Origin of the sequence: Pseudomonas oryzihabitans, from assembly GCF_024652905.1 — a bacterium.
GTDB lineage: Bacteria > Pseudomonadota > Gammaproteobacteria > Pseudomonadales > Pseudomonadaceae > Chryseomonas > Chryseomonas benzopyrenica.
In genome coordinates this window covers 2,393,161-2,418,973 of record NZ_CP102428.1, presented here as the reverse complement: position 1 = coordinate 2,418,973, position 25,813 = coordinate 2,393,161, and the positions used below count along the sequence as shown (strand labels likewise).

The window sequence follows — 25,813 nt, the reverse complement described above, 5'->3', positions numbered from 1 at the left end:
ATTGTTTCAGTCAGAATTCGTTCAGGCTTTCCGGCATAGGCTGTGCAGGCGTCTCGTTGAGCAGTCCTTGAGAGTCCGAGCATGTCCGAATCCGCCGTACCCGTGCCCTCCGTCTACGGGGCTTCCCGTGGGCATTTCCTGGCCCGCGTCTGGGCCCTGATCACCCCCTACTGGCGCAGTGAAGAGAAGGGCAAGGCCTGGCTCCTACTGTCCGTGGTCATCGCCCTGTCCCTGGCCGGGGTCGGCCTGTCGGTGGCCCTGAACACCTGGTATCGCTACTTCTACGATGCCCTGCAGAATCGCGATCTGGCCGCCTTCATCCGGCTGATGCTGTACTTCTGCGGCCTGGCTACCACCGCCATCCTGCTGGCGGTGTACCGGCTGTACCTGACCCAGGCGCTGACCATCAACTGGCGGCGCTGGCTGACCGAAAAGCACTTCGGCCTCTGGCTGTCCGATCGCAACTACTATCAGCTGGAACGCGAGGGTGGTGCCGACAACCCTGACCAGCGCCTCACCGAAGACATCCGCGACTTCGCCGACACCACCCTGAGTCTGGGCCTGGGCTTCATCCGTACCGTGGTCAGCTTGGTGTCCTTCAGCATCATCCTGTTCGGCATCTCCGGCGACATCACCCTGTTCGGCATTACCATCCCGGCCTATATGTTCTGGGCCGCGCTGATCTACGCCACCATCGGCACCTGGCTGACCCACCTCATCGGCCGTCGGCTGATCGGCCTCTATAACCAGCAGCAGCGCTATGAGGCCGACCTGCGCTTCGGCCTGATCCGCGTCCGCGAAAAGGCCGAGAGCGTGGCGTTGTTTCGCGGTGAAGCCAACGAGCACCAGCGCCTGCTGGAGCGCTTCGGCTATGTCTGGGGCAACTACCACCTGGTGATGAACTACACCAAGCGACTGACCTTCTTCACCGCCGGCTACAGCCAGATCGCCATCATCGCCGGCTTCGTCCTGGCGGCGCCGCGTTACTTCTCCGGCAAGATCCAGCTGGGCGATCTGATGCAGATCAACTCGGCCTTCGGCAATGTCCAGGAAAGCCTCAGCTGGTTCGTCGACGCCTATGTCAGCCTGGCCGGCTGGCGCGCCGTCTCCGACCGTCTGCTGACGTTCCGCGAGGCCATGGCCGAATTCAGCCAGGAGACCGATATCCTGGTGCCCCATGCCAGTGACAGCGACCTGGTTTTGGAAGGGCTTTCCCTGGGGGCCGCCGGCCGGTTGCTGCTGCACCCCACCGATCTGCGCATCGCCCGTGGTGAGCACCTGCTGATCGAAGGCGCCTCGGGCAGCGGCAAGAGCACCCTGCTGCGCGCCCTGGCCGGACTCTGGCGGCAAGGGCAGGGCGGTATCGCCGTACCGCCGGGGCGTCAGCTGTTCCTGCCGCAGCAACCCTATCTGCCCATCGGCACCCTGCGTGAAGCCCTGGCCTATCCGCAGCCGGCGGATGCCTATTCCGACGAGCGCCTGGCCGAGGTGCTGCATCAATGCCGCCTCGATCACCTGCGCGAGCACCTGGACGAAGCCCGTCATTGGGAGCGCACCCTGTCGCCGGGCGAGCAGCAGCGCGTGGCCCTGGCGCGGGCGCTGCTCTATGCCCCTGACTGGCTGTTCCTCGATGAAGCCAGCTCGGCATTGAGCGAAGCGGACGAACGCGCCCTTTACGAACGCCTGCTGAGCGAGAATCCCGGCCTTACCCTGGTCAGCGTCGGCCATCGTCCGAGTCTGCGCGCCTACCACCGCCGCCACCTGCTGCTGGAGGGACAAGAACTGCGTCCTAGAGCGGTTGGCGAAGTGCCTTGATATGGACTAAGCGGTCTAAATCGGGCGTTTTGGGGAAGGTGGGTGCTATGATTCCGGAGTTACTTCAATTGGTACGAAAATCCATGTCAGCACCCACCGTATCCCGCCCCCGAAAAAGACCCCGTAGCCTGGCAGAAGAGGTCGTCGGGGTGCTGATTCAGCAGATCGGCGATGGCCAGTTCCAGCCCGGCGACAAGCTTCCCACTGAGTCGGCCATCATGCAGGCCCAGGGCGTGAGCCGCACCGTGGTGCGCGAGGCCATTTCCCGACTGCAGGCCGGTGGCTATGTGGAGACTCGCCACGGCATCGGCACCTTCGTGCTGGAGCGGCGCCCCGAGTCGCCGCTGCCGATCGATCCAGCCACCATCACCACCCTCAAGGACGTGCTGGCGATGCTCGAATTGCGCATCAGCCTGGAAGTCGAAGCCGCCGGTCTGGCCGCCCAGCGCCGCTCGGCCGAGCAACTGCAGGCCATGTGGGCATTGCTGGAAGCCATGCGCACCGGCGTCGAAGAGCCTGATCGCGCGGTGAGCGCCGACCTGGAGCTGCACCTGCTGATCGCCAGCTCGACCGGCAATCGCTATTTCAGCGACATCATGAGCTACCTGGGCACGGTGCTGATTCCCCGGACCCGCCTCAATTCCGCCTATCTCGCCCACGATGACCAGCAGCTCTACCAGCGTCGTCTGGATGCGGAGCACGAAGCCATCGTCCAGGCCATCGAAGACGGCAACTTGGAAGCGGCTCGCGCCGCCATGCGACTGCACCTGAGCAACAGTCGCGAGCGTCTGAGACGCGCTCACGAAGAAATGGAGCGTCAGGCGGAAGAGGTCTGAAACAGGGCTGGAGCGTCTTAAGGGGCATTTTTCTGGTTGGGGCTTGCCCCTTCCATAAAAGAGGTTGTACGATGACTTACAACAGGTAGCGGACCTGCCGCACCTTAGTCCAACCTATGCCGAGGCACTCAAGATGACTCCACAAGAACTCAAACACGTCCTCTCTTCCGGTCTGCTGTCCTTCCCGCTGACCGACTTCGATGCCAACGGCGACTTCCGTCCCGACACCTATGCCAAGCGCCTGGAGTGGCTGGCCCCCTATGGCGCGACCGCGCTGTTCGCCGCCGGCGGCACCGGTGAATTCTTTTCCCTGGAAGCCAGTGAATACAGCGGCATCATCAAGACCGCCGTGGATACGTGCCAGGGCAGCGTACCGATCCTCGCCGGTGTCGGTGGCTCCACCCGCCAGGCCATCGCCTACGCCCAGGAAGCCGAACGTCTGGGCGCCAAGGGTCTGCTGCTGCTGCCGCACTACCTGACCGAAGCCAGCCAGGACGGTGTGGCCGCCCATGTCGAAGCCGTCTGCAAGTCGGTCAAGATCGGTGTGGTGGTCTACAACCGCAACGTCTGCCGCCTGCAGCCGCACCATCTGGAGCAGCTGGCCGAGCGCTGCCCGAACCTGATCGGCTACAAGGACGGCCTGGGCGACATCGAGCTGATGGTCGCCATCCGCCGCCGCCTCGGTGATCGCTTCAGCTACCTGGGTGGCCTGCCCACCGCGGAAGTCTATGCCGCCGCCTACAAGGCGCTGGGCGTGCCGGTCTATTCCTCGGCCGTGTTCAACTTCGTCCCCAAGACCGCCGTGCAATTCTACGAAGCCATCGCCCGTGACGATCATGAGGCGGTCGGCAAGCTGATCGACGACTTCTTCCTGCCGTACCTGGAAATCCGCAACCGTTGCGCCGGCTATGCCGTCAGCATCGTCAAGGCGGGCGCCAAGATCGCTGGCTACGACGCCGGTCCCGTGCGTACCCCGCTGACCGATCTCAAGCAGGACGAATACGAGCAACTGGCGGCACTGATGGACAAGCTCGGTCCGCAGTAACCACGGTTATCCAAGAGCGGCCTCACGGCCTCTCTTCCTGTTGCACAACCCGCGTCCAGTCGCTTGGTCGCGGGCTTTTTTGTCCGCTTTACCTGAATGCGGCGGGGTTTAAGGGGCGTTAGGGTGTGGGTGCCACGCTGGATTACCCACCACGCCCCGATCCTGGAAAGGGTAGGGCGGCACCTGCCCATCCGTGCAAGGTGCAGCCAGAGAATCCCGCCATGGGCGCGGCCCTGTTGTGTCTGGCACTTGCCACGCCGCCTGTGCGTGCCGCCCTGGCCCAGGCAATCAGGTCGGCGCAGCCGTGAGGATTCCGCCATGCCAAGAGGCGCTTCGACGTGCAGCATGCGGTGGCCGGGCTACCCGGCCTGTCGAGCCTAGCGCAATGGTCAGTCCAGGCTGCGGATGCTGACCTTGGAGGTGCCATCGGCCACCATGTCGAGGCGATCGGCCGCACTGCGTGACAGGTCGATCACCCGGCGACGCACCGTCGGGCCGCGATCATTGATGCGGACCACTACGCTGCGACCGTTGGCCAGATTGGTGACCTGGACCCGGGTGCCGAAGGGCAGGGTGCGGTGGGCCGCGGTCAAGGCGTTGGGATCGTACTTCTCGCCGCTGGCGGTGCGGCGACCGGCGTGCCACTTGGAGTAGAAGGACGCCATGCCGGTGTCCTGATAGTCATGGGCCGCGCTGGAGGATAGCGGTGGCGGGAAGCTCTCATGACTGGCGCAACCAGCGAACAGCAGGACCAGCGACAGCAGTCCGGCACGGTGGATCCGATGCATCTCGATGCCTCCTGGCAAAACGACCGGCAGCAGCTTAAGGGGTCGGACCGAGACTGTCAGCCCAGGTCCGTAACCCCGTGCGACTGCCGTCAGCCTTCCAGTTTCTGCTTGAGCAACTGGTTGACCTGGCCGGGGTTGGCCTTGCCCTTGGAAGCCTTCATCGCCTGGCCGACGAAGAAGCCGAACATCTTGCCGCGCTTGGCTTCGTCGCTGGCGCGGTATTGCTCGACCTGGGCGGCGTTGGCCGCCAGGACCTCGTCCAGCATGGCCTCGATGGCGCCGCTGTCGGTGACCTGCTTGAGGCCCTTGGCTTCGATGATGGCATCGGCGCTGGCGCCTTCGCCGGCGGCCAGGGCTTCGAACACCATCTTGGCGATCTTGCCGGAGATGGTGTCGTCCTTGATGCGCAGGATCAGGCCGCCCAGCTGGGCCGCGCTCACCGGTGCCTGGCCGATCTCCAGGTCCTGCTTGTTGAGCAGGCTGGACAGGTCGCCCATCACCCAGTTGGCGGCCAGCTTGGCATCGCCGCTCACCCGCTGGACCTCCTCGAAGTAGTCGGCCAACTCACGGCTGGCGGACAGCACGCTAGCGTCATAGACCGACAGGCCGTATTCGTTCTGGAAGCGATCACGCTTCTCGGTCGGCAGCTCGGGCAGCTGGCTGCGCACCTCGGCCAGGAAGGCCGGCTCGATCACCACCGGCAAGAGATCGGGACAGGGGAAGTAACGGTAGTCGTTGGCTTCTTCCTTGCTCCGCATGGAGCGGGTCTCGTCCTTGTTGGGGTCGTACAGGCGGGTTTCCTGCACCACCTTGCCACCGTCCTCGATCAGTTCGATCTGGCGCTGCACCTCGTGGTTGATGGCCTTTTCGATGAAGCGGAAGGAGTTGACGTTCTTGATCTCGGCACGGGTGCCGAAGGCTTCCTGACCCTTGGGGCGCACCGAGACGTTGCAGTCGCAACGCAGCGAGCCTTCGGCCATGTTGCCGTCGCAGATGCCCAGGTAGCGCACCAGGGCATGGATGGCTTTCACATAGGCCACGGCTTCCTTGGCGCTGCGGATGTCCGGCTCGGAAACGATCTCCAAGAGCGGCGTACCGGCGCGGTTCAGGTCGATGCCGCTCATGCCGTGGAAGTCTTCGTGCAGGCTCTTGCCGGCGTCTTCTTCCAGATGCGCTCGGGTGATGCCGATGCGCTTGACGGTGCCATCTTCCAGGGTGATGTCCAGGTGGCCCTTGCCAACGATGGGATGATCCATCTGGCTGGTCTGGTAGCCCTTGGGCAGGTCCGGGTAGAAGTAGTTCTTGCGCGCGAAGACGTTGCGCTCGGCGATCTCGGCATCGATGGCCAGGCCGAACTTGCAGGCCATGCGCACGGCCTCGGCGTTGAGCACCGGCAGGGTGCCAGGCATGCCGAGGTCGACCAGGCTGGCGTGGGCGTTGGGCTCGGCGCCGAAGCTGGTGGCGCTGCCGGAGAAAATCTTCGATTGAGTGCTGAGCTGAGCGTGGATCTCAAGCCCGATCACGGTTTCCCATTGCATGTCTCTATCCTTCCTCAGAAGCCGCTCGGCGCCTGGCGATGCCAGTCGCTGACCTGCTGGTACTGGTGGGCGACGTTGAGCAGACGGCCTTCCTGGAAATAGTTGCCGAGCAGTTGCACGCCCACCGGCAGGCCGTCGACGAAGCCGGCCGGCATCGACAGGCCGGGAATGCCGGCGAGGTTGGCGGCGATGGTGTAGAGGTCTTCGAGGTAGGCGGAGACCGGATCGTTGCTCTTCTCGCCGAGTTTCCAGGCCAGGTTCGGCGTGGTCGGGCCGAGGATGACGTCGACCTCGGCGAAAGCCGCGACGAAGTCGTTCTTGATCAGCCGGCGGATGCGCTGGGCCTTGAGGTAGTAGGCGTCGTAGTAGCCGGCCGACAGGGCATAGGTGCCGACCATGATGCGCCGCTTCACCTCGGCGCCGAAGCCTTCACCACGGGACCTCTTGTAGAGATCCTCCAGGTTGACCGGGTTCTCGCAGCGATAGCCGAAGCGCACACCGTCGAAGCGCGACAGGTTGGAGCTGGCCTCGGCCGGGGCGATGACGTAGTAAGCCGGAATCGCGTGCTGCAGCGTGGGCAGGGAGATGTCCTTGACGGTGGCGCCGAGCTTTTTCAGCGCCTCGACCACGGCCAGCACCTTGTCACCGATGCGGGCATCCAGCCCGGCGCCGAAGTACTCCCGCGGCAGGCCGATGCGCAGGCCGGTCAGCGGCTGCTGCAGGGCGGCGCGGTAGTCGTCCACCGGCTGGTCGACGCTGGTGGAGTCCTTGGGATCGAAACCGGCCATGGCCTGCAGCAGCAGGGCGCAATCCTCGGCGGTGCGGGCCAGGGGGCCGCCCTGGTCGAGACTGGAGGCGTAGGCGATCATGCCCCAGCGCGAGACGCGGCCATAGGTGGGCTTGATGCCGGTGAGGTTGGTCAGGGCCGCCGGCTGGCGGATCGAGCCGCCGGTGTCGGTGCCGGTGGCAGCCGGCAGCAGGCGCGCGGCCACGGCCGCGGCGGAACCGCCGGAGGAGCCACCCGGGACGCGGGTGAGGTCCCAGGGATTCTTCACCGGGCCGTAGTGGCTGGATTCGTTGGCCGAACCCATGGCGAATTCGTCCATATTCAGCTTTCCGAGGGAAACGGTACCGGCCGCGGCCAGCCGCTCCACCACGGTGGCGTCATAGGGCGCCTTGAAGCCGGTGAGGATCTTCGAGCCGCAGCTGGTGAGCACCCCCTGAGTGCAGAATAGATCCTTGTGGGCGAGGGGCGCACCGAGCAGGGCGCCGGTCTCGCCCGCGGCGCGGCGGGCGTCGGCGGCGCGGGCCTGGGCCAGGGCCGCATCGGCGGTCACGGTGATGAAGCTGTTGAGCTGGGGATCGAGCTGCTCGATCCGCTGCAGCAGGCCGCGGGTCAATTCCTCGGCGGAAAAATCCTTCGCGGCCAGGGCGGCGGCGATCTCGGTCAGGGTCAGCTGATGCATGTCGTGTCTCACTCGATCACCTTGGGGACCAGGTACAGGCCGGCTTCCACCGCCGGGGCGATGGCCTGGTAGGCCGCGCGCCGGTCGCCTTCGGTGGCCTGGTCGGGGCGCAGCCGCTGGGTGGCTTCCAGCGGGTGGGCGAGGGGATCGATACCCGTGGTGTCCACGGCCTGCATCTGGTCGACGAGGCCGAGGATGTCGTTGAGGGTAGCGGTGGTAGCGGCGAGATCCGCTTCATCGAGACCCAGACGGGCCAGGTGAGCGATCTTTTCGACGTCGGTGCGTTCGAGCGCCATCGGCTTCTCCAAGCAGGAAGGCGGCGTGACCCGGTTGGCGGCCGCGTATGCTGGAGACGGGCTGGGCGGGTCGGGCGCCGCGTTGAACAGGGGCTTAACGGCCCGGAAAAGCTCTCAATCTAGCATATCGGCGCCTTGCCCTAAATCCCTGCGATTGTTAGAGTCTGCCGCACTTTTTTACCCGCACGTTTGTCCTGTCGCGTGCCTGCTTGTCACCGCCTAGGGTCACCTCATGTTCAAGAAATTGCGTGGCATGTTCTCCAGCGATCTGTCGATCGACCTGGGAACCGCCAACACCCTGATTTATGTCCGCGAGCGTGGCATCGTGCTCAACGAGCCGTCCGTCGTCGCCATTCGTACCCATGGCAACCAGAAGAGCGTCGTCGCCGTCGGTACCGACGCCAAGCGCATGCTCGGTCGGACGCCGGGCAACATTTCCGCCATTCGCCCGATGAAGGACGGTGTCATCGCCGACTTCAGCGTCTGCGAAAAGATGTTGCAATACTTCATCAACAAGGTGCACGAGAACAGCTTCCTGCAGCCCAGTCCGCGGGTGCTGATCTGTGTGCCCTGCAAGTCGACCCAGGTCGAGCGTCGCGCCATTCGCGAATCCGCGCTGGGCGCCGGTGCCCGCGAGGTGTTCCTGATCGAGGAGCCCATGGCCGCAGCCATCGGCGCCGGTCTGCCGGTCGAGGAAGCGCATGGTTCCATGGTCGTCGACATCGGTGGCGGCACCACCGAGATCGCGCTGATCTCGTTGAACGGCGTGGTCTATGCCGAATCCGTCCGCGTCGGCGGTGATCGCTTCGACGAAGCCATCGTCACCTACGTGCGTCGCAACTACGGCAGCCTGATCGGCGAATCCACCGCCGAGCGCATCAAGCAGGAAATCGGCACCGCCTATCCGGGCGGCGAGGTCCGCGAGATCGACGTCCGTGGCCGCAACCTGGCCGAAGGCGTACCGCGCAGCTTCACCCTCAATTCCAACGAGGTGCTCGAAGCCATGCAGGAATCCCTGGCGACCATCGTCCAGGCGGTCAAGAGCTGCCTAGAGCAGTCGCCGCCGGAACTGGCCTCCGACATCGCCGAGCGCGGCCTGGTGCTGACCGGTGGTGGCGCCCTGCTGCGCGATCTGGACAAGCTGCTGTCGCTGGAAACCGGGCTGCCGGTGATCGTCGCCGAAGACCCGCTGACCTGCGTGGCTCGTGGCGGCGGCAAGGCGCTGGACATGATGGATCGCCACGCCATGGACCTGCTGTCCACCGAATAAGGCAGTTCCAGGCTACAGGCCCCGCTCCGGCTGCCCCTGGCGGCCGGAGCGCTGGGCGCGTTCTGCGAGGAACTCACCATCAAGCCGATTTTCAGCAAAAGCCCGGCGCTGGGCATTCGTCTGCTGATCCTGGCCGCCCTTTCGGTGGGTGTCATGGTCACCGACGCGCGCTTCGACTACCTGAAACCGGTACGCAGCGAACTGGCGCTGGTCCTCTCGCCCCTCTATGAGGTGGCGGGCTTTCCCCTGCGCGCCTGGGAAGGCGTCAGCGATCAGTTTTCCAGCCGCACCGAGCTGATGGCGGAAAACGAGCGTCTCAAGGCCGAACAGCTGCTGCTGCAACGCCGCCTGCAGAAACTCGCCGCCCTCACCGAACAGAACGTGCGCCTGCGCGAACTGCTCAATTCGGCCGCCCTGGTGGACGACAAGGTGCTGGTCGGTGAACTGATCGGTGTCGACCCCAATCCCTATACCCATCGCATCATCATCGACAAGGGCGCGAAGGACGGCGTCTTCGTCGGCCAGCCGGTGCTCGACGCCAGCGGCCTGATGGGCCAGGTGGTGGAAGTGATGCCCTATTCGGCGCGCGTCCTGCTGCTTACCGACGTGACCCACAGCATTCCGGTGCAGGTCAATCGCAACGGCCTGCGCGCCATTGCCGTCGGCACCGGCAACCCCGAGCGCCTGGAACTGCGCTATGTGGCCGACACCGCCGACATCAAGGAAGGCGATCTGCTGGTGAGCTCCGGCCTGGGGCAGCGCTTCCCGGCCGGCTATCCGGTGGCCACGGTATCCAAGGTGATCCACGATTCGGGGCAACCCTTCGCCGTGGTGCGCGCCATTCCCACCGCCAAGCTCAATCGCAGTCGCTACATGCTGCTGGTGTTCAGCGATACCCGAACTCCCGAGCAGCGCGCCAATGACGCTGCCGAGGCGCAGGAAGCCGCGGATCGCCACGCGGCCCAGCGTCCGGCCGCCCCGGCGAATCCGCCCCCGGCCGGGGCCTCTGCCGCGCAACCGGCGGCAGCCAGCGCCACGCCGGCGCCCGCGGCCACCACGGGCAGTCGCACCGCGACCCCCACCAAGCCGCCGGCAGCGGCCCAGGGCAGTAGCGCGACTCATCCCGCCACGCCGACCAAGCCTCCGGCGAACGCCAACGGCAGCACCGCTCATCCGGCCACCAAGCCGCCCGTCCACGGGGTGACCGGTACCCCTGGGCAGCCGACGGCCAGCAGTCAGGCGCCAGGCCGCACTCAGCAACCCGCACCGGAACTGCCGGACGAGGGTGATCGTTGATGGCGCTGCGCATCGGCCACAAGGGGTGGGTAATCTGGCTCACCCTGCTGGTCGGCTTGCTGCTGTCCGTCGCGCCCATGCCGGAATTCATGGAGATCGGCCGCCCGCTGTGGCTGGCCATGCTGCTGACCTTCTGGACCCTGACCCTGCCGCATCGCGTCGGTCTGTTCACCGCCTGGGTGATGGGCATCGCCGAAGACGTGCTCTATGGCAACCTGCTGGGCCAGACCGCCCTGGTGTTGAGTCTGGTGGTGTTCCTCGTCCGTTCCCTGGCGCAGCGATTGCGCGCCTTTCCCATCTGGCAACAGAGCTTCGTGCTGCTGGTGATCTACGGCATCGCCCAGCTGCTGGCACTGTGGCTCAACGCCCTGGCCGGCAGCCGACCTCCGACCCTGGTGTTTCTCACTCCCTCGCTGGTCAGCGCGCTGCTCTGGCCGTGGATCTATCTGTTGCTCCGCGGGCTGCGCCTCAGATTCGGCGTCAACTGAATTGGCTTCGCGGGTCCTGGACTGGCATGCTCCCGTCATCTTCCTGTCGTCTGGTCGTCGTCGATGCCCCAGCTCTACCTTGCCTCCGCTTCGCCTCGTCGCGCCGAACTGCTCGAACAGATCGGCGTCGCCTTTCAGAAGGTCGCTGCGGCGGTGGACGAAACCCCCCATCCCGGCGAGGCGGCGGACGCCTATGTCGAGCGCCTGGCGCGGGCCAAGGCGGCGATGGGCTGGCAGGTGCTGGCCGGTGCCTCCGCCGGCTGCGTGCTGGGCGCCGACACCTGCGTGGTGCTCGATGACCAGCTGCTCGGCAAGCCCCGCGATCGCGCCGACGCCCTGGCCATGCTCGCCGCCCTCAGCGGGCGCCGACACCAGGTGGTGACCGGCGTTGCCGTCGCCGATGGCGAGCGCTGCCTGAGTCGCGTGGTATCCGCCGCGGTGGAATTCCGCCCCCTGGCGCCCGGGGAGGCCGAACGCTACTGGGACACCGGCGAGCCGGCCGACAAGGCTGGCAGCTACGCCATTCAGGGCGCCGGCGCGGTGTTCGTGCGCGGCCTGCAGGGTAGCTACAGTGCCGTCGTAGGGCTGCCGCTGTGCGAAACCGCGGAACTGCTGAGCGCTTTCGCCATCCCTTGTTGGCGGTCTGTCGGACGGCCGACCATCTAGTCCTGAGGCGCCTGGCGCCTTGGTCCCCTTTCTGCCCTTCCACGTCGTCCAAGAGTCCTCCATGAGCGAAGAGATCCTCATCAACATCACTCCCATGGAGTCCCGTGTCGCCGTCGTGGAAAACGGTGTGCTGCAGGAGGTGCACGTCGAGCGCACCCTGAGACGCGGCATCGTCGGCAATATCTATCGCGGCCGGGTGGTGCGGGTGCTGCCGGGCATGCAAGCGGCCTTCGTCGACATCGGCCTGGCCCGCGCGGCCTTCATCCATGCCGCCGAGATCTCCCAGCGCGAAGGCGCGGCGGTGGAGAGCATCAATGCCCTGGTGCGCGAGGGCCAGACCCTGGTGGTCCAGGTCACCAAGGATCCCATCGGTACCAAGGGCGCGCGCCTCACCACCCATCTGTCCATCCCCTCGCGCTACCTCGTCTATATGCCGCGCACCTCCCACGTCGGTATCTCGCTGAAGATCGAGGACGAAGCCGAGCGCGAGCGGCTCAAGGCGATCATGGCGCGCTGCGTGGAGAGCGAGGGCATCGAGCACGAAGGCGGCTTCATCCTGCGCACCGCCGCCGAGGCGGCGCGCGAAGAAGACATCCTGGCCGATATCCGCTATCTGCGTCGGCTCTGGCAGCAGATCTCCGGCAACCTCCAGGGGCCGACGCCGGTGCCCATCTACGAAGACCTGACCCTGGCCCTGCGCGCCCTGCGCGATCTGGTCGGGCCGCGCACGGAAAAGATCCGCGTCGACAGCCGCGAGAATTTCCAGCGCATCGGCCAGTTCGTCGAAGAGCTGATGCCCGAGGTGGCGACGCGGCTGGAGCACTATCCGGGCGAACGGCCGATCTTCGACCTCTATGGCGTGGAAGACGAGATCCAGAAGGCCCTGGAGCGCAAGGTGCTGCTCAAGTCCGGTGGCTATCTGGTGATCGACCCCACCGAGGCGATGACCACCATCGACGTCAATACCGGCGCCTTCGTCGGTCATCGCAATCTGGAAGAGACCATCTTCAAGACCAATCTGGAGGCGGCTACCGCCATCGCTCGCCAACTGCGGCTGCGTAATCTCGGTGGCATCATCATCATCGATTTCATCGATATGGAAGACGAAGAGCACCAGCGCCAGGTGATTCGCACCCTGGAAAAGCAGCTCGAACGCGACCATGCCAAGACCAACATCATCGGCATCACCGAGCTGGGTCTCCTGCAGATGACCCGCAAGCGCACCCGCGAGAGCCTTTCCCAGGTGCTCTGCGAGCCCTGCGCCAACTGCCAGGGGCGCGGCATTCTGCGTACCGCCGAGACCATCTGCTACGAGATCTTTCGTGAAATCCTGCGCGAGGCGCGGGCCTACCAGGCCAATTCCTATCTGGTGCTGGCCAACCAGAAGGTGGTGGATCGGCTGCTGGACGAGGAGTCGGGCAACGTCGCCGATCTCGAAGCCTTCATCGGCCGTACCGTCAAATTCCAGGTGGAGACCATGTATTCCCAGGAGCAGTACGATGTCGTGCTGCTCTAGGTCCGCGCCTTGATGGCCCTGTTCAAGCGTGGCGCGCTGGGTCTGGCGCTGCTGCTGCTCGCCCTGGTGACCCTCTATATGGGCCTGGGGCGGCTGCTCATGCCCTGGGTCGGCGAATACCGCAACGAAGTCGAGACGCGCGCCGCCGCTGCCCTGGGCGAACCGGTGCGCCTGGGGCGACTCGAGGGGCGCTGGGCCCGCTGGAATCCGGTGCTGATCCTGCGCGACCTGAGTCTCGGACGCGGCGAAGGTACGGTGCAGCTGGATCATCTCAAGGTGGTGCCGGATGTCCTTGGCAGCCTCTGGCATCGCCAGCTGCGGCTCAAGTCCGTGCAGATCGACGGGGTCCATCTGGTGCTGGAGGAGGATGCCCAGGGGCACTGGCAACTGCGCGGCCTGCCGCCGCGCGCGCCGGATGCCAAGCCCTTCGATCCGGGTCCCGTGCTCGATGGCCTGGCGCGGCTGGGCCATGCCAGTCTGCTGGACAGTCAGCTCAGCCTGATCCCCCAGCAGGGTTCCCCGGTGACCCTGAGGTATGCCGAGGCCAGCCTGTCCCGGCAGCTCAGCGGCGCCCTGGAATTGGCGACGCGTTTCCGCCTGCCCGATGGCGGCACGGTCGCGGCGCACTTCAGCGCCATGCCACGTCCTGAGGACTGGCGCGCCAGTGGGCTGGAAGGCTATGTCAGTTTGCCCGCCAGCGACTGGTCTCGCTGGGTCCCGGGCACCCTGACCCGACAATGGCAATTGCGCCGTGCCCAGGCGGAAGGCGAGCTCTGGTTCGCCTGGGCCGAAGGGCGGTTGCAACGTTCCCACCTGCGCCTGAAGGCGGATGAACTGACCCTCGCCTATGCCGACCATACCCCGGTGCGCCTGCAGGCCCTGACCCTGGACGCCGACCAGCAGGCCGGCGATGCCAACCGGTACAACGGGGCTCTGGCGCTCAAGACCCAGCTCGACGGCAAACCGCTGGAGGCACGCTATGGTCTGGGCTATGACAGCGCCCACCAGCACCTGCAGCTCCGTGGCGACCAGCTGGACCTTCGGCAGGCGGCGAGGCTGGCGCGGGATCTGGCGCCCTTGCCGGCGCCGGTGGTCCAGGCGCTCCAGGCGCTGGCGCCCCATGGCCAGCTGCGCAATCTCAACGCCGACTTGTATCTGCAGAAGCCACTGCGCGAGCGGCTTTCCTATGCGGCCAACCTGGAGCGGGTGGGCTTTGCCGCCTATCGTGGCGCCCCGGCCGCCGAGGGCGTCACCGGCAGCCTGAGCGGCAGCCTGGGCGGTGGCGAATTGCGCCTGGACAGCTCCGACTTCATGCTGCACCTGAGCGATCTCTTCCCTGAGCCGTGGCGCTATCGCACCGCCAAGGCGCGGCTGACCTGGAGTCTCGACGACCAGCGTTTCACCCTGGGCAGTGCCCTGATGCAGGTCACCGGGCCGGAGGGCGCGGCCAGTGGCGACATGCACATCCAGCTTGGCCTGTATCCGGAGGTGGACAGCTACATGGACCTGCGCGTCGGCCTCAAGGATGGCGACGCCAGCTACACCCGCAAGTACCTGCCCACCAAGCTGCCGGCCACGGATTTCAGCCCGGAGCTGGCCCAGTGGCTGACCACCGCCATCGTCGGCGGCCGCATTGACGAGGCCATCTACCAGTACCAGGGCTCCCTGCGCCACGGCTCGCCCGCGCACTCGCGCACCATGAGTCTGTTCTTCCGCGTGCACGACGCCCAGCTGGCCTATCAGCCCGGCTGGCCCGCCCTGCGCGAGGCGCGTGGCGATGTCTTCATCGAAAGCGACGGGGTCAAGGTCCAGGTCCCCGAGGGACGCATTCTCGACACCCGGGTCAGAGACGTCGAGGCGCGCATCCCGCTGCTGCACGATGGCAGCGCGCCGCACCTGCGTCTCTCCGCCCGACTCGACAGCAGCGTGCGCGATGGCCTGAAGATCCTCCAGGATACGCCGCTGCCGACCGCCAAGGTCTTTGCCGGCTGGAAGGGCGAGGGTGCGCTGAACAACAGCAGCCTGAATCTGGACATTCCCCTGGCCAAGGGGCAGCCACCGGTGGTGGTGGTCGAGCTGACGCCGGACAAGGCGCGCCTGGAACTGGACGATCCCCAACTGACCCTCACCGACCTGCGTGGCAGCTTTCGCTACGACACCCGCAGCGGCCTCAGCGCCCCCGACATCCAGGCGCGGGTCTTCGACCAGCCCATCCGCGGTCAGGCGCTGGCCGAGGGCAAGCCCGACGATCCCCGCACCCGGCTGGTGGTGGACGGCCGCGTTGACGTCGACCAGTTGGCGCGTTGGCTGGGTAGCGAAGGGCGACCCCTTCCGGCGCGTGGCCTGCTCGGTTATCGCCTCGGCCTGACCCTCGCCGAGCACAGCGAACTGGCCGTCACCTCGGATCTGCGCGGGGTGACCATCGATCTGCCGGCACCCTTCGGCAAGAGCGCCGAGGAGACGCGCGAAGGCTTCTTCAGCCTGGCGCTCAACGATGGCGAGCGGCGGGTGGAGGCGACCTACAAGGGCCTCGCCGATGCCGTGCTGATGCTCGATCCCAAGGCCATCGCCAAGGGCCGCGGCGAGATCGTGCTGGGGGGCGGCACCGCCAATTTGCCCACTGCCCCCGGCTACAACCTGCGCGGGCAACTGGCGGAATTCGATCTGGCCGCCTGGCAGGACGTCTACCAGCGCTATGGCAAGGCCAGTGCCGGTGGCGGTGGTAGCGCAGGGCAGGGCGGTGGCAATACCCTGGACATCTCCAGCCTCGGGCGGGGTGATCTCAGCTTCGGGCGCTTCCTGGCCTTCGGTCAGCAGATCGACAACCTGCGCCTCACCTACGAACCCCTGGGTACTGCCTGGCAACTCGGCCTGGCCAGCCAGACCATCGCGGGCCAGGTGCGCATTCCCCGCCAGACCGGGCAGCCGATCGACATCAATCTGCAACACCTGCGCATTCCCCAGACGCCGGCGGATCCCTCGGTGGCAAGCGAGGCGCCACGTCCCGATCCCCTGGCAGACGTCGATCCGCGCGCCCTGCCAGCGCTGAATCTGGCCATCGACCGTCTGGAACTGGGTGGTCGTCTGGTCGGCGCCCAGCGCCTGCAGCTCAGGCCTTCGCCGTCAGGCGCCAATTTCAATGCCCTGGATCTCGACCTGCGGGGCCTCAAGGTCATGGGCGCCCTGCGTTGGGAAGGCGCACCGGGTGCGACCCACAGCTACTACCAGGGACGTCTGTCTGGCGGCAACATCGCCGACATCCTGCTGGGCTGGAATTTCGCCTCCAGCGTCACCAGTCGCGATTTCCGCCTGGATGCCCGGGTCGACTGGCCTGGCTCGCCGGCCCATGTCGCCCTGGCCCGACTCAATGGCAGTCTCGATGCCCGCTTCAACGATGGCCAGCTGCGCCAGGTGGAAGGCACGGCTTCGGCGCTACGCATCTTCGGCCTGCTCAACTTCGAGTCCATCCGCCGCCGCCTGCGCCTGGACTTCTCCGATCTGTTCGGCAAGGGCCTGAGCTACGACAGCATCACCGGCGTGCTCGACGCCCAGCAGGGCGCCTTCCGCACCCGCAAGCCCATCAGCCTCAGCGGGCCGGGTGCCGAGATGAGTCTGCAGGGCCTGCTGGACATGGCCAGCAACCGGGTCGACGCCAACCTCAAGGTCGGGCTGCCGGTCAGCAACTCCCTGCCGCTGGCCGCGCTGATCGCCGGGGCACCCGCCATCGGTGGCGCGCTGTTCATCGTCGATCGACTGATCGGCGATCGCATCACGCGCATGGCCAGCATCAACTATCACATCGAAGGCCCCTGGCAGAATCCGACCATGACCACGGGCAAGCGCGATTGAGCATTGCCCTGCGGTGGCCCCGCTGCTTAGGATGGACGCTCCCTTCTGGAGTGCCTGCATGTCCATAGCCATCCTGCAGATGGTCAGCGGCCCCGCGGTGGCGGCCAATCTGCGCGCTGCCGAGCGACTGCTCGAACGCGCCGCCAACGCCGGTGCGCAACTGGCGGTGCTGCCGGAAAACTTCGTCGCCATCGGCCATTCGGCTCCCGCCGAACTGGCCCGAGCGGAGGCGCTCGGCGAGGGCGAGATCCTGCCCTGGCTGTCCAGCCAGGCGCGTGAACGAGGCCTCTGGCTGCTCGCCGGCACCCTGCCGCTGTTGCCCGACGGTGCCACTGAGGGCAAGCCCTGTGCCTGCTCGCTGCTGTATGACGACCGAGGGCAGCGCATCGCCCGCTACGACAAGTTGCACCTCTTCGATGCCGACGTCAGCGACAGCCAGGGCAGCTATCGCGAATCCGATCACTATGTCGCCGGCGAAGCCCTCACGGTGGTGGACACCCCGGTCGGTCGCCTGGGCCTGAGCGTCTGCTACGACCTGCGCTTTCCCGAACTCTACGGCGCCCTGCGTGCCGCCGGGGCGGAGCTTATCAGCGTCCCTTCGGCCTTTACCGTGCCCACCGGCCAGGCCCATTGGGAGCTGCTGCTGCGCGCCCGGGCGGTGGAGACCCAGAGCTACCTGCTGGGCGCTGCCCAGGGCGGTGTCCACGCCAATGGCCGCACGACTTGGGGCCACGCCATGGCAGTGGATCCCTGGGGCGAGATCCTGGCCGTCCAGGCCAGCGGCGAGGCGGTGCTGCTCATCGAGCGCGATGCCGAGCGCCAGGCCGAGTTGCGGCGGCGGATGCCCGTTACCCAGCACCGCCGCTTCGCACCGGCGCGCCTGGCCGAACGGCAATGACGGCCATTGGTCTTTTGCATCAGGGACCCGAGACTTCCGCGAGTAGGCTAGAGGCCAGCTCGCGACCCCTTCATCGTTCCGACGCCCCTGTTGGCGTCGTCTGGAGTTTCCATGAGTGATTACCTGAATAGCGTCGGCTCGGCCCTGCTGGGCCCCGGCGGACTCGCGGTGGACGATCTGCAACCCGTGCTGCAGCGGCTGGCCGGGCCCGGCATCGACGCCGCCGACCTGTATTTCCAGAGTATCGTCTCCGAGTCCTGGCTGCTGGAGGATGGCATCGTCAAGGAAGGCGGCTTCCACCTCGACCAGGGCGTCGGGGTACGGGCACTGTCCGGCGAGAAGACCGGTTTCGCCTACAGCAACGCCATTACCTGCGAGGCCCTGGATCTGGCCGCCCAAGCCGCGCGTTCCATCTCCCGCAGTGGCGTCGAGGGCCAGGTCCAGGCATTTCGTGCGGTAGAACCCGCGCAGCGCCTCTATGGCCAGGACAATCCCCTCGATGTGCTGGATCGAGCCACCAAGGTCACCTTCCTGAAGCAGCTGGACGAGGCCACCCGCGCCCTGGATCCGCGCATCCAGCAGGTCACCATCAGCCTGGCCGGGGTCTGGGAGCGCACTCTGGTGGCCGCGGTCGACGGCACCCTCGCTGCCGATGTGCGCCCGTTGGTGCGCCTGGGCGTCAGCGTCATCGTCGAGCAGAACGGCCGCCGCGAGCGCGGCAACAGCGGTGGTGGTGGTCGCTGCGACTATCGTTACTTCCAGCGTGACGACCGCGCCCTGGGCTATGCCCGCGAAGCGGTCCGCCAGGCGCTGGTCAATCTGGAGGCCACGGCGGCCCCGGCCGGTACCCTGCCGGTGGTGCTGGGCGCCGGCTGGTCCGGCGTGCTGCTGCACGAAGCGGTCGGCCATGGCCTGGAGGGCGATTTCAACCGCAAGGGCAGCTCCAACTACAGCGGCCAGCTCGGGCGCCAGGTAGCCTCGTCGCTGTGCACCATCGTCGACGACGGCACCCTGCCGGATCGCCGTGGCTCCCTGTCCATCGACGACGAGGGCACGCCCAGCGGCTACAACGTGCTGATCGAGAACGGCATCCTCAAGGGCTACATGCAGGACAAGCTCAACGCCCGGCTGATGGGCGTGGCGCCCACCGGCAATGGTCGCCGCGAGTCCTATGCCCACCTGCCCATGCCGCGCATGACCAACACCTACATGCTCGCCGGCCAGAGCGATCCGGCCGAGATCATCGCCTCGGTGGAGAAGGGCATCTATTGCGCCAGCCTGGGTGGCGGTCAGGTGGACATTACCAGTGGCAAGTTCGTCTTCACCACCAACGAGGCCTACCTGATCGAGAACGGCAAGCTCGGTCGTCCGGTGAAGGGCGCCACCCTGATCGGCAACGGACCTGAGGTCATGAACCGGGTATCCATGGTCGGCAACGACCTGGCGCTGGATGCGGGGGTAGGGACCTGTGGCAAGGACGGCCAGTCACTGCCGGTGGGCGTGGGTCAGCCGACGCTGAAGATCGACGCCATCACTGTGGGCGGCACCGGCGCCTGATGCGGGCACCGGCCGTGGCCGTAGCGGACAGAAACCTAGCGCAGACCGCGCTGGGTTTCGTCGAGGGTGCGGATGTACTTGAAGACCTTGCGCGCCGCCGCGGGCGGCTTGTTGTGCGCCGCCTCGTGCTGGGCATGGCGCACCAGGCCGCGCAGATGCTGGCGATCGGTTTCCGGATACAGCGCCACGAAGGCCTCCAGCGCCTGGTCGCCCTCGGCGATCAAGCGGTCACGCCAGCGCTCCAGGGCGTGGAAGCGCTCGTTGTACTGCCGCGTCGAAGTGTCCATCTGGTCGGCCAGCGCCAGGATCGCTTCCAGGTCCTGGTCGCGCATCAGCTTGCCCAGGTACTGGACATGTCGTTTGCGCGCAATGTGGGTCTTGTGCTTGGGCGCCTCGGCCAGGGCCTTGCGCAGCGGATCGGTCAGCGGCAGGCGGTCCAGCTGCTCGGCCGGCAGCCCGGCCAGGCGCTCGCCCAGCTCCTGCAGCGCGTGCAGCTCGCGCTTGACCTGCGTCTTGCTCTTTTCGCCCAGCGGCGCGTCGTCGTCGTAAGAATCAACCATGAACTATGGGGTCCAGCTAAGAATGGGCGCCATCATAACGAGTTGCCGCACGGTTGTCCGGCCTGGCCGGCGCCGTCCGTAAGGAGAACGTCATGAATCGCAACGCCGCCGTGGGTCCCGCCGCGCTCCCCGAATTGCGCGAACAGGTCGAGGCCATCCTGGCCGAGGCCCGGCGCCAGGGCGCCAGTGCCGGTGAAGTGGCCGTCTCGGTCGACCAGGGCCTGTCCACCTCGGTCCGCAAGGGCGAGGTGGAAACCGTCGAATTCAATCGTGACCAGGGCTTCGGCATCACCCTCTATGCCGGTCAGCGCAAGGGCTCGGCCAGTACCTCCGCCACCGGTCCCGAGGCGATCCGCGAAACCGTGGCCGCGGCCCTGGCCATCGCCAAGCACACCTCCGAGGATCCCTGTGCGGGCCTGGCCGACGCCGAGCTGATGGCGCGCGGCGAGTTGCCCGATCTCGATCTCTATCATCCCTGGGACATCACCCCCGAGCAGGCCATCGAGCAGGCCCTGGCCTGTGAGGCGGCGGCCTATGCCGCCGACAGTCGCATCGGCAATGCCGACGGTACCACCCTCAATACCCACCAGGGCTGCCGGGTCTACGGCAACAGCCACGGTTTCGTCGGCGGCTACGCCAGCACCCGGCACAGCCTGAGCTGCGTGATGATCGCCGGCAGCGGCGAGGCCATGCAGCGCGACTACTACTACGACGTCAACCGCATCGGCAGCGAGCTGATGAGCGCCGAGGAGATCGGTCGCCGCGCCACTGAACGCGCCGTGAGTCGCCTGGGTGCCAGGCCGGTGCCCACCGCCAAGGTCCCGGTGCTGTTTTCCCCGGAAATGGCCGCCGGCCTGTTCGGCACCTTTCTCGCCGCCATTTCCGGTGGCAACCTCTATCGCAAGTCGTCCTTCCTCGAAGGCGCCCTGGGTCAGCAGGTGTTTCCCGACTGGCTGACCCTTGACGAGCGGCCGCACCTGCCGCGCGCCCTGGGCAGTGCCGCCTTCGATGGCGAAGGCCTGGCCACCTACGCCAAGCCCTTCGTCGAGAACGGCCAGCTGGTGTCCTATGTGCTCGGCAGCTATTCCGCGCGCAAGCTGGGCATGCAGAGCACTGCCAACGCCGGTGGCGTGCACAACCTCCACGTCAGTCATGGCACGGCCGACCAGGCCGAGCTGATCCGGCAGATGGGCACGGGCTTCCTGGTCACGGAAATGATGGGGCAGGGCACCAACCTGGTCACCGGCGACTACTCCCGGGGTGCCGGTGGCTTCTGGATCAAGAATGGCGAGATCCAGTTTCCGGTCCAGGAGGTCACCATCGCCGGTCGCCTCGGCGACATGTTCCGCCAGATCCTGGCCGTGGGCAGCGACGTGGAGCGCCGCGGCAGTCTACGTACCGGCTCGGTGCTGATCGACGGCATGACCCTGGCTGGCAGCTAGAAAAGCGGTTGGAGTTGTCGCGATGAGGAAAATCCCGTCGAACGGGAGACAGCCCACCCCGTTACTCGTTAGTATCCTAGCAATGCACTAGGACATAGCCGTGCGGTCGAATCCGTTGACCGGACGGCCCAGGCTTCACAGGATGCGTCCTCGCGCATCTGCCGTACTCCCCGGCGCCCTCGGGCGTTGGGTCCATACCAAAGCCACCATGGAGACAATCCGCATGCCGCATACTCTGCCTCAGCTGCCCTACGCCTACGACGCGCTGGAACCGCACGTCGATGCCCAGACCATGGAAATCCACCACACCAAGCACCACCAGACCTACATCAACAACCTGAACGCGGCGCTGGAAGGCACCGAGTTCGCCAACCTGTCGGCCGAAGACGTGGTTCGTCAACTGGACAAGCTGCCCCAGGACAAGCGCGGCGCCGTGCAGAACAACGGTGGCGGCCATGCCAACCACAGCCTGTTTTGGACCGTGATGGCCCCCAACGCCGGCGGCAAGCCCGAAGGCGCCCTGGCCGAGGCCATCGAGTCCCAGCTGGGCGGCTTCGATGCCTTCAAGGAAGCCTTCACCAAGGCGGCCCTGACTCGCTTCGGCAGCGGCTGGGCCTGGCTGAGCGTCACCCCCGAGAAGAAGCTGGTGGTCGAGAGCACCGGCAACCAGGACAGCCCGCTGATGACTGGCAATACCCCGATCCTCGGCCTGGACGTCTGGGAGCACGCCTACTACCTGCGCTACCAGAACCGTCGTCCCGACTACATCGGCGCCTTCTTCAACGTCATCAACTGGCCGGAAGTGTCCCGTCGCTACGAAGCGGCGCTGAACGCCTGAGTTGACGCCCCATGAAAAAGCCGCCCTCGGGCGGCTTTTTTTATGGGATGCGGCTGGAGCAGGGTGCTTATCACTCACCCTCGTCGAAGTAATTGTTGATCAGCTCGATCAGGGCGCGCATGGCCTCGTCGCTCTGTTCACCTTCGGTTTCCAGTTGCAGCACCGTGCCCTTGCCGGCGGCCAGCATCATGACCGCCATGATGCTCTTGCCATCGACCGGCGACTCGCCACTACGGCCGACGCGAACGCTGGCGGGATAGCGGCCAGCCACGCCGACGAACTTGGCGGCGGCACGGGCGTGCAGACCCAGCTTGTTGATGATGGTGATCTGTTGGGCAGGCATTGAGTCTGTCCTTGTCGAAACGAAACGGGCGTCAGAGATCGCGGTGACGAATCTGGACGTTCTTGAGCAGGTCTTTGAGTTCGCGACCCAGGCGATCGGCCAGATAGACCGAACGGTGATGACCACCGGTACAGCCGATGGCCACGGTCACATAGGACCTGTTGTTGGCGGCGAAACGCGGCAGCCACTTCACCAGGTAATCGCGGATGTCATTGTACAGGGTCTCTACCTCGGGCTGTTGCTCGAGATACTCCCGCACCGGGGCGTCCAGTCCGGAAAAATCGCGCAGGTCCGGTTTCCAATAGGGATTGGGCAGGAAGCGCACGTCGAAGACCATGTCGGCATCCACCGGCAGGCCGCGCTTGAAGCCAAAGGACTCGACCAAGTAGGCGGTACCCGGCTCCGGCGCGTTCAGCAGGCGCAATTTGAGGATGTCGCGCAGCTGATAGAGATTCAGGTGAGTGGTGTCGATCTTCAGGTCGGACAGATCGGCGATGGGCGACAGCAGCACCTGTTCGTCGTGAATGGCCTCGGCCAGGGATCTTTCCTGGTTGGACAGCGGATGCCGGCGGCGCGTCTCGGAAAAGCGCTTGAGCAGCGTCTGGTCATCGGCATCCAGATAGAGGATGTCACAGCGGATGTTGCGGCTGCGTACCTGTTCGAGCAATTCGGGAAAGCGCTGCAACTGGCTGGGCAGGTTGCGTGCATCGATTGACAGGGCGACCTTGGGCTGGGGCCGCTCCATGTCGGTCAGGGCGTGCTGGGCCAGCTCGGGTAGCAGACTGGCCGGCAGGTTGTCGATGCAATAGAAGCCATTGTCCTCAAGCACGTTGAGCGCCGTACTCTTGCCCGACCCGGAACGTCCGCTCACGATGATGAGGTGCATGTCAGTGTCCGCTCTGGGCCTCGACGACGATCTGATAGAGCGCCTGGCTGTCCTTGGCCTTGCGCAGTCGGTCGCGGATGTCGGCGCGATCCAGGATGCCGGCGATCTGGCGTAGCAGGGTGAGGTGTTGTTCGGTGGCCGCTTCCGGGACCAGCAGGACAAATACCAGGTCTACCGGGGCGCCGTCCAGGGAATCGAAGTCCACCGGCTGCTGCAGGTGGAAGAGCACGCACAGCGGTTGCTGCAGACCCGCCAGGCGGCAGTGGGGAATGGCGATGCCATTGCCGAAACCAGTGGAGCCCAGGCGTTCGCGCGCCATCAGGCATTCATGGATGTGCGCCGCATCATGGCCGGGCAGTTCCTGCGCGGCCAGCTCGGCGATGCGTTCCAGTACGGCGGCTTTGCTGCCACCCGGCGCACCCGTCTGGGTACGGCCGGGGGTCAGGATGTTTTCGAGTTTGATCATAAAGCGGCGATCGAACCTCAGCGGACGCCAATGCCCTGCTGGCGTTCGATCGATTTTTCCTTGTGTTTAATCAGTTGGCGGTCGAGCTTGTCGGCCAGGAGATCGATGGCGGCATACATGTCGTCGTGCTCGGCGTTGGCGACCACCGCAGCGCCGGAGACGTGCAGGGTGGCTTCGGCCTTTTGCTTGAGCTTGTCCACTTCCAGGATGACCTGGACGTTGGTAATGCGATCGAAGTGCCGTTCGAGGCGGGCGAGTTTCTCGCCGATGTAGTCACGCAGGGCTTCTGTCACTTCAAGCTGATGGCCACTGATGTTGACTTGCATACCGCTTCTCCTTATTGCCGGGCTGCGATCGGCGAAGCTGCTCGCCGACATGACACGGGTCGATCGAGGCACGGTCACACATCAGGACGCGTCAGAGGAGACGCTTGCGTTCGCTGGACGGAGCGATACCCAGGGATTCCCGATACTTAGCCACCGTGCGACGAGCGACTTGTATACCTTGCGATTCCAGTAAACCAGCGATCTTGCTGTCACTCAACGGCTTTTTCGCGTTTTCCGCCGCCACCAATTTCTTGATGATCGCGCGGATCGCGGTGGAGGAGCATTCGCCGCCCTCGGCGGTGCTGACGTGGCTGGAGAAGAAGTACTTGAGTTCGTAGATGCCACGCGGGGTGTGCATGAATTTCTGGGTGGTCACCCGGGAGATGGTCGACTCGTGCATGCCCACCGCCTCGGCGATGTCGTGCAGGACCAACGGCTTCATGGCCTCTTCGCCATATTCGAGAAAACCCCGCTGGTGCTCGACGATCTGGGTCGCCACCTTCATCAGGGTCTCGTTGCGGCTCTGCAGGCTCTTGATGAACCAGCGCGCTTCCTGGAGCTGGTTGCGCATGTAGGTGTTGTCGGCGCTGCTGTCGGCGCGTTTGACGAAACCGGCGTACTGGGGATTGACCCGCAGGCGCGGTACGGCTTCCTGATTGAGCTCCACCAGCCAACGCTCGTTGTGCTTGCGCACGATGACGTCCGGCACCACGTATTCGGCTTCGCCGGATTCGATCTGCGAGCCGGGACGCGGGTGCAAGGTCTGGATCAGCTCGATTATCGGCTTGAGCTCGTCTTCCTTGATCTTCATGCGCCGCATCAACTGCGCATAGTCACGGCTGCCGAGCAGATCCAGGTAGTCGCCAACCAGGCGCTTGGCTTCGCCGAGCAGGGGCAGGGTGGCGGGCAGCTGGGCCAGCTGGATCAGCAGGCATTCGCGCAGGTTGCGCGCGGCGACGCCGGCGGGCTCGAATTGCTGGACGCGTCTGAGCACCACCTCGACCTCGTCGAGATCGACTTCCAGCTCGGGATCGAGGGAAGCATGGATGTCTTCCAGGCTTTCCTGCAGATAGCCGTCGGTGTCGATGCCGTCGATGATCGCCAGGGCGATCAGGCGGTCGAGATCCGACATGGGCGCCAGGTTCAGCTGCCAGAGCAGGTGGGTCTGCAGGCTCTCGCCGGCGGAGGTACGGGTGGTGAAGTCCCACTCGTCGTCGTCGTTGCTGGGCAGGCTGCTGGCGCTGGTCTGGTAGATGTCTTCCCAGGCGGTATCGACCGGCAGCTCGCTGTCGCTGGGGATGCGCTCGCTCCACTCGGATTCGTCGGCCATCTCGTTGGTGGCGACCGAGGTTTCCTTGAAGGTGGTTTCCATGGTGCCGGAGCCTGAGCTCTCATCGCCTTCGCCCGCGGCTTCGCTCTGGTCGAAGTCTTCGCCTTCTTCCTGGCGTTCCAGCATCGGATTGGATTCCAGGGCTTCCTGGATCTCCTGCTGCAAGTCGAGCGTCGAGAGCTGGAGCAGACGTATGGCTTGTTGCAGCTGCGGCGTCATCGTCAGCTGCTGGCCCATCTTGAGGACTAGCGATGGTTTCATGGCTGCGGAAATACACCTTGTCTACCGACGCGAACAG

At 65.7% G+C, this 25,813-nt stretch carries 23 protein-coding genes; 13 read left to right on the top strand and 10 right to left on the bottom strand.

Annotated features, from left to right (window positions below; translation table 11 throughout):
- The first annotated feature begins 81 nt into the window (after window positions 1–81).
- The 3 genes from NRG74_RS11290 (at window position 82) to kdgD (ending at window position 3,696) form a co-directional block, all read left to right on the top strand.
- Entirely contained in the window at window positions 82–1,815 is a 1,734-nt protein-coding gene (locus tag NRG74_RS11290; RefSeq protein WP_257706531.1) for an ABC transporter ATP-binding protein/permease, read from the top strand.
- Window positions 1,816–1,898: 83 nt separating this feature from the next.
- The gene (locus tag NRG74_RS11285; RefSeq protein WP_026083998.1) at window positions 1,899–2,651 is read left to right on the top strand and encodes a FadR/GntR family transcriptional regulator; all 753 of its coding nucleotides are present in this window, start codon (window positions 1,899–1,901) and stop codon (window positions 2,649–2,651) included.
- A 133-nt stretch (window positions 2,652–2,784) separates the two neighbouring features.
- Window positions 2,785–3,696: a 5-dehydro-4-deoxyglucarate dehydratase gene (gene kdgD, locus NRG74_RS11280; protein WP_017642389.1), complete on the top strand. Its 912-nt coding sequence runs from the start codon at window positions 2,785–2,787 to the stop codon at window positions 3,694–3,696.
- A gap of 389 nt (window positions 3,697–4,085) precedes the next feature.
- Here kdgD and NRG74_RS11275 read toward each other — a convergent pair whose 3' ends face one another.
- The 4 genes from NRG74_RS11275 to gatC form a co-directional block, all read right to left on the bottom strand.
- Window positions 4,086–4,484: a septal ring lytic transglycosylase RlpA family protein gene (locus NRG74_RS11275; RefSeq protein WP_017642388.1), complete on the bottom strand. Its 399-nt coding sequence runs from the start codon at window positions 4,482–4,484 to the stop codon at window positions 4,086–4,088.
- 89 nt (window positions 4,485–4,573) lie between these two features.
- Window positions 4,574–6,022, bottom strand: coding sequence for an Asp-tRNA(Asn)/Glu-tRNA(Gln) amidotransferase subunit GatB (gene gatB / locus NRG74_RS11270; RefSeq protein ID WP_017642387.1), 1,449 nt, complete (start codon window positions 6,020–6,022; stop codon window positions 4,574–4,576).
- A gap of 14 nt (window positions 6,023–6,036) precedes the next feature.
- The gene (gene gatA / locus NRG74_RS11265) at window positions 6,037–7,488 is read right to left on the bottom strand and encodes an Asp-tRNA(Asn)/Glu-tRNA(Gln) amidotransferase subunit GatA (protein WP_160923723.1); all 1,452 of its coding nucleotides are present in this window, start codon (window positions 7,486–7,488) and stop codon (window positions 6,037–6,039) included.
- Between the two features lie 8 nt (window positions 7,489–7,496).
- Window positions 7,497–7,784: an Asp-tRNA(Asn)/Glu-tRNA(Gln) amidotransferase subunit GatC gene (gene gatC / locus NRG74_RS11260; protein WP_017642385.1), complete on the bottom strand. Its 288-nt coding sequence runs from the start codon at window positions 7,782–7,784 to the stop codon at window positions 7,497–7,499.
- Between the two features lie 232 nt (window positions 7,785–8,016).
- On the opposite strand from gatC, the gene mreB reads away from it, so the two are divergent.
- From mreB to tldD, 8 genes are all read left to right on the top strand, one after another.
- The gene (gene mreB, locus NRG74_RS11255; RefSeq protein WP_007159533.1) at window positions 8,017–9,054 is read left to right on the top strand and encodes a rod shape-determining protein MreB; all 1,038 of its coding nucleotides are present in this window, start codon (window positions 8,017–8,019) and stop codon (window positions 9,052–9,054) included.
- 126 nt (window positions 9,055–9,180) lie between these two features.
- Window positions 9,181–10,350 carry a rod shape-determining protein MreC gene (gene mreC / locus NRG74_RS11250; RefSeq protein WP_257706585.1) on the top strand — a complete coding sequence of 390 codons (1,170 nt, stop codon included), beginning with the start codon at window positions 9,181–9,183 and terminating at the stop codon, window positions 10,348–10,350.
- Complete coding sequence (gene mreD / locus NRG74_RS11245) at window positions 10,350–10,838, top strand: rod shape-determining protein MreD (RefSeq protein ID WP_017642382.1); 489 nt, start codon at window positions 10,350–10,352, stop codon at window positions 10,836–10,838. Before mreC ends, mreD begins: the two co-directional genes overlap by 1 nt.
- Before the next feature lie 63 nt (window positions 10,839–10,901).
- The gene (locus tag NRG74_RS11240; RefSeq protein WP_257706530.1) at window positions 10,902–11,504 is read left to right on the top strand and encodes a Maf family protein; all 603 of its coding nucleotides are present in this window, start codon (window positions 10,902–10,904) and stop codon (window positions 11,502–11,504) included.
- A 61-nt stretch (window positions 11,505–11,565) separates the two neighbouring features.
- A complete protein-coding gene (gene rng / locus NRG74_RS11235) occupies window positions 11,566–13,020 on the top strand; it encodes a ribonuclease G (RefSeq protein WP_017642380.1) in 1,455 nt (484 codons plus the stop codon).
- Between the two features lie 12 nt (window positions 13,021–13,032).
- Complete coding sequence (locus tag NRG74_RS11230; protein ID WP_257706529.1) at window positions 13,033–16,869, top strand: YhdP family protein; 3,837 nt, start codon at window positions 13,033–13,035, stop codon at window positions 16,867–16,869.
- A gap of 58 nt (window positions 16,870–16,927) precedes the next feature.
- Window positions 16,928–17,767 (top strand): carbon-nitrogen hydrolase family protein, encoded by an 840-nt coding sequence (locus NRG74_RS11225; protein WP_257706528.1) that lies wholly within the window; start codon window positions 16,928–16,930, stop codon window positions 17,765–17,767.
- A 111-nt stretch (window positions 17,768–17,878) separates the two neighbouring features.
- Window positions 17,879–19,324 carry a metalloprotease TldD gene (tldD, locus tag NRG74_RS11220; protein WP_257706527.1) on the top strand — a complete coding sequence of 482 codons (1,446 nt, stop codon included), beginning with the start codon at window positions 17,879–17,881 and terminating at the stop codon, window positions 19,322–19,324.
- A gap of 35 nt (window positions 19,325–19,359) precedes the next feature.
- Here tldD and yjgA read toward each other — a convergent pair whose 3' ends face one another.
- Window positions 19,360–19,884: a ribosome biogenesis factor YjgA gene (yjgA, locus tag NRG74_RS11215; RefSeq protein ID WP_017642376.1), complete on the bottom strand. Its 525-nt coding sequence runs from the start codon at window positions 19,882–19,884 to the stop codon at window positions 19,360–19,362.
- Window positions 19,885–19,976: 92 nt separating this feature from the next.
- Between yjgA and pmbA the strand changes: the two genes are divergently transcribed.
- Both pmbA and NRG74_RS11205 read left to right on the top strand, forming a co-directional pair.
- A complete protein-coding gene (gene pmbA / locus NRG74_RS11210; protein ID WP_257706525.1) occupies window positions 19,977–21,326 on the top strand; it encodes a metalloprotease PmbA in 1,350 nt (449 codons plus the stop codon).
- A gap of 223 nt (window positions 21,327–21,549) precedes the next feature.
- Entirely contained in the window at window positions 21,550–22,164 is a 615-nt protein-coding gene (locus NRG74_RS11205) for a superoxide dismutase (RefSeq protein WP_017642374.1), read from the top strand.
- Between the two features lie 70 nt (window positions 22,165–22,234).
- Here the strand turns inward: NRG74_RS11205 and NRG74_RS11200 are convergent, their stop codons facing one another.
- From NRG74_RS11200 to NRG74_RS11180, 5 genes are all read right to left on the bottom strand, one after another.
- On the bottom strand, window positions 22,235–22,507 hold the full coding sequence (locus NRG74_RS11200) for an HPr family phosphocarrier protein (RefSeq protein ID WP_017640049.1): 273 nt from the start codon (window positions 22,505–22,507) through the stop codon (window positions 22,235–22,237).
- A 31-nt stretch (window positions 22,508–22,538) separates the two neighbouring features.
- Window positions 22,539–23,393 carry an RNase adapter RapZ gene (gene rapZ / locus NRG74_RS11195; protein WP_017640050.1) on the bottom strand — a complete coding sequence of 285 codons (855 nt, stop codon included), beginning with the start codon at window positions 23,391–23,393 and terminating at the stop codon, window positions 22,539–22,541.
- Between the two features lies 1 nt (window position 23,394).
- Window positions 23,395–23,859 carry a PTS IIA-like nitrogen regulatory protein PtsN gene (ptsN, locus tag NRG74_RS11190; RefSeq protein WP_017640051.1) on the bottom strand — a complete coding sequence of 155 codons (465 nt, stop codon included), beginning with the start codon at window positions 23,857–23,859 and terminating at the stop codon, window positions 23,395–23,397.
- Between the two features lie 17 nt (window positions 23,860–23,876).
- On the bottom strand, window positions 23,877–24,185 hold the full coding sequence (gene hpf / locus NRG74_RS11185) for a ribosome hibernation-promoting factor, HPF/YfiA family (protein WP_017640052.1): 309 nt from the start codon (window positions 24,183–24,185) through the stop codon (window positions 23,877–23,879).
- Between the two features lie 91 nt (window positions 24,186–24,276).
- The gene (locus NRG74_RS11180; protein ID WP_093250327.1) at window positions 24,277–25,776 is read right to left on the bottom strand and encodes an RNA polymerase factor sigma-54; all 1,500 of its coding nucleotides are present in this window, start codon (window positions 25,774–25,776) and stop codon (window positions 24,277–24,279) included.
- Between the last annotated feature and the right edge of the window lie 37 nt (window positions 25,777–25,813).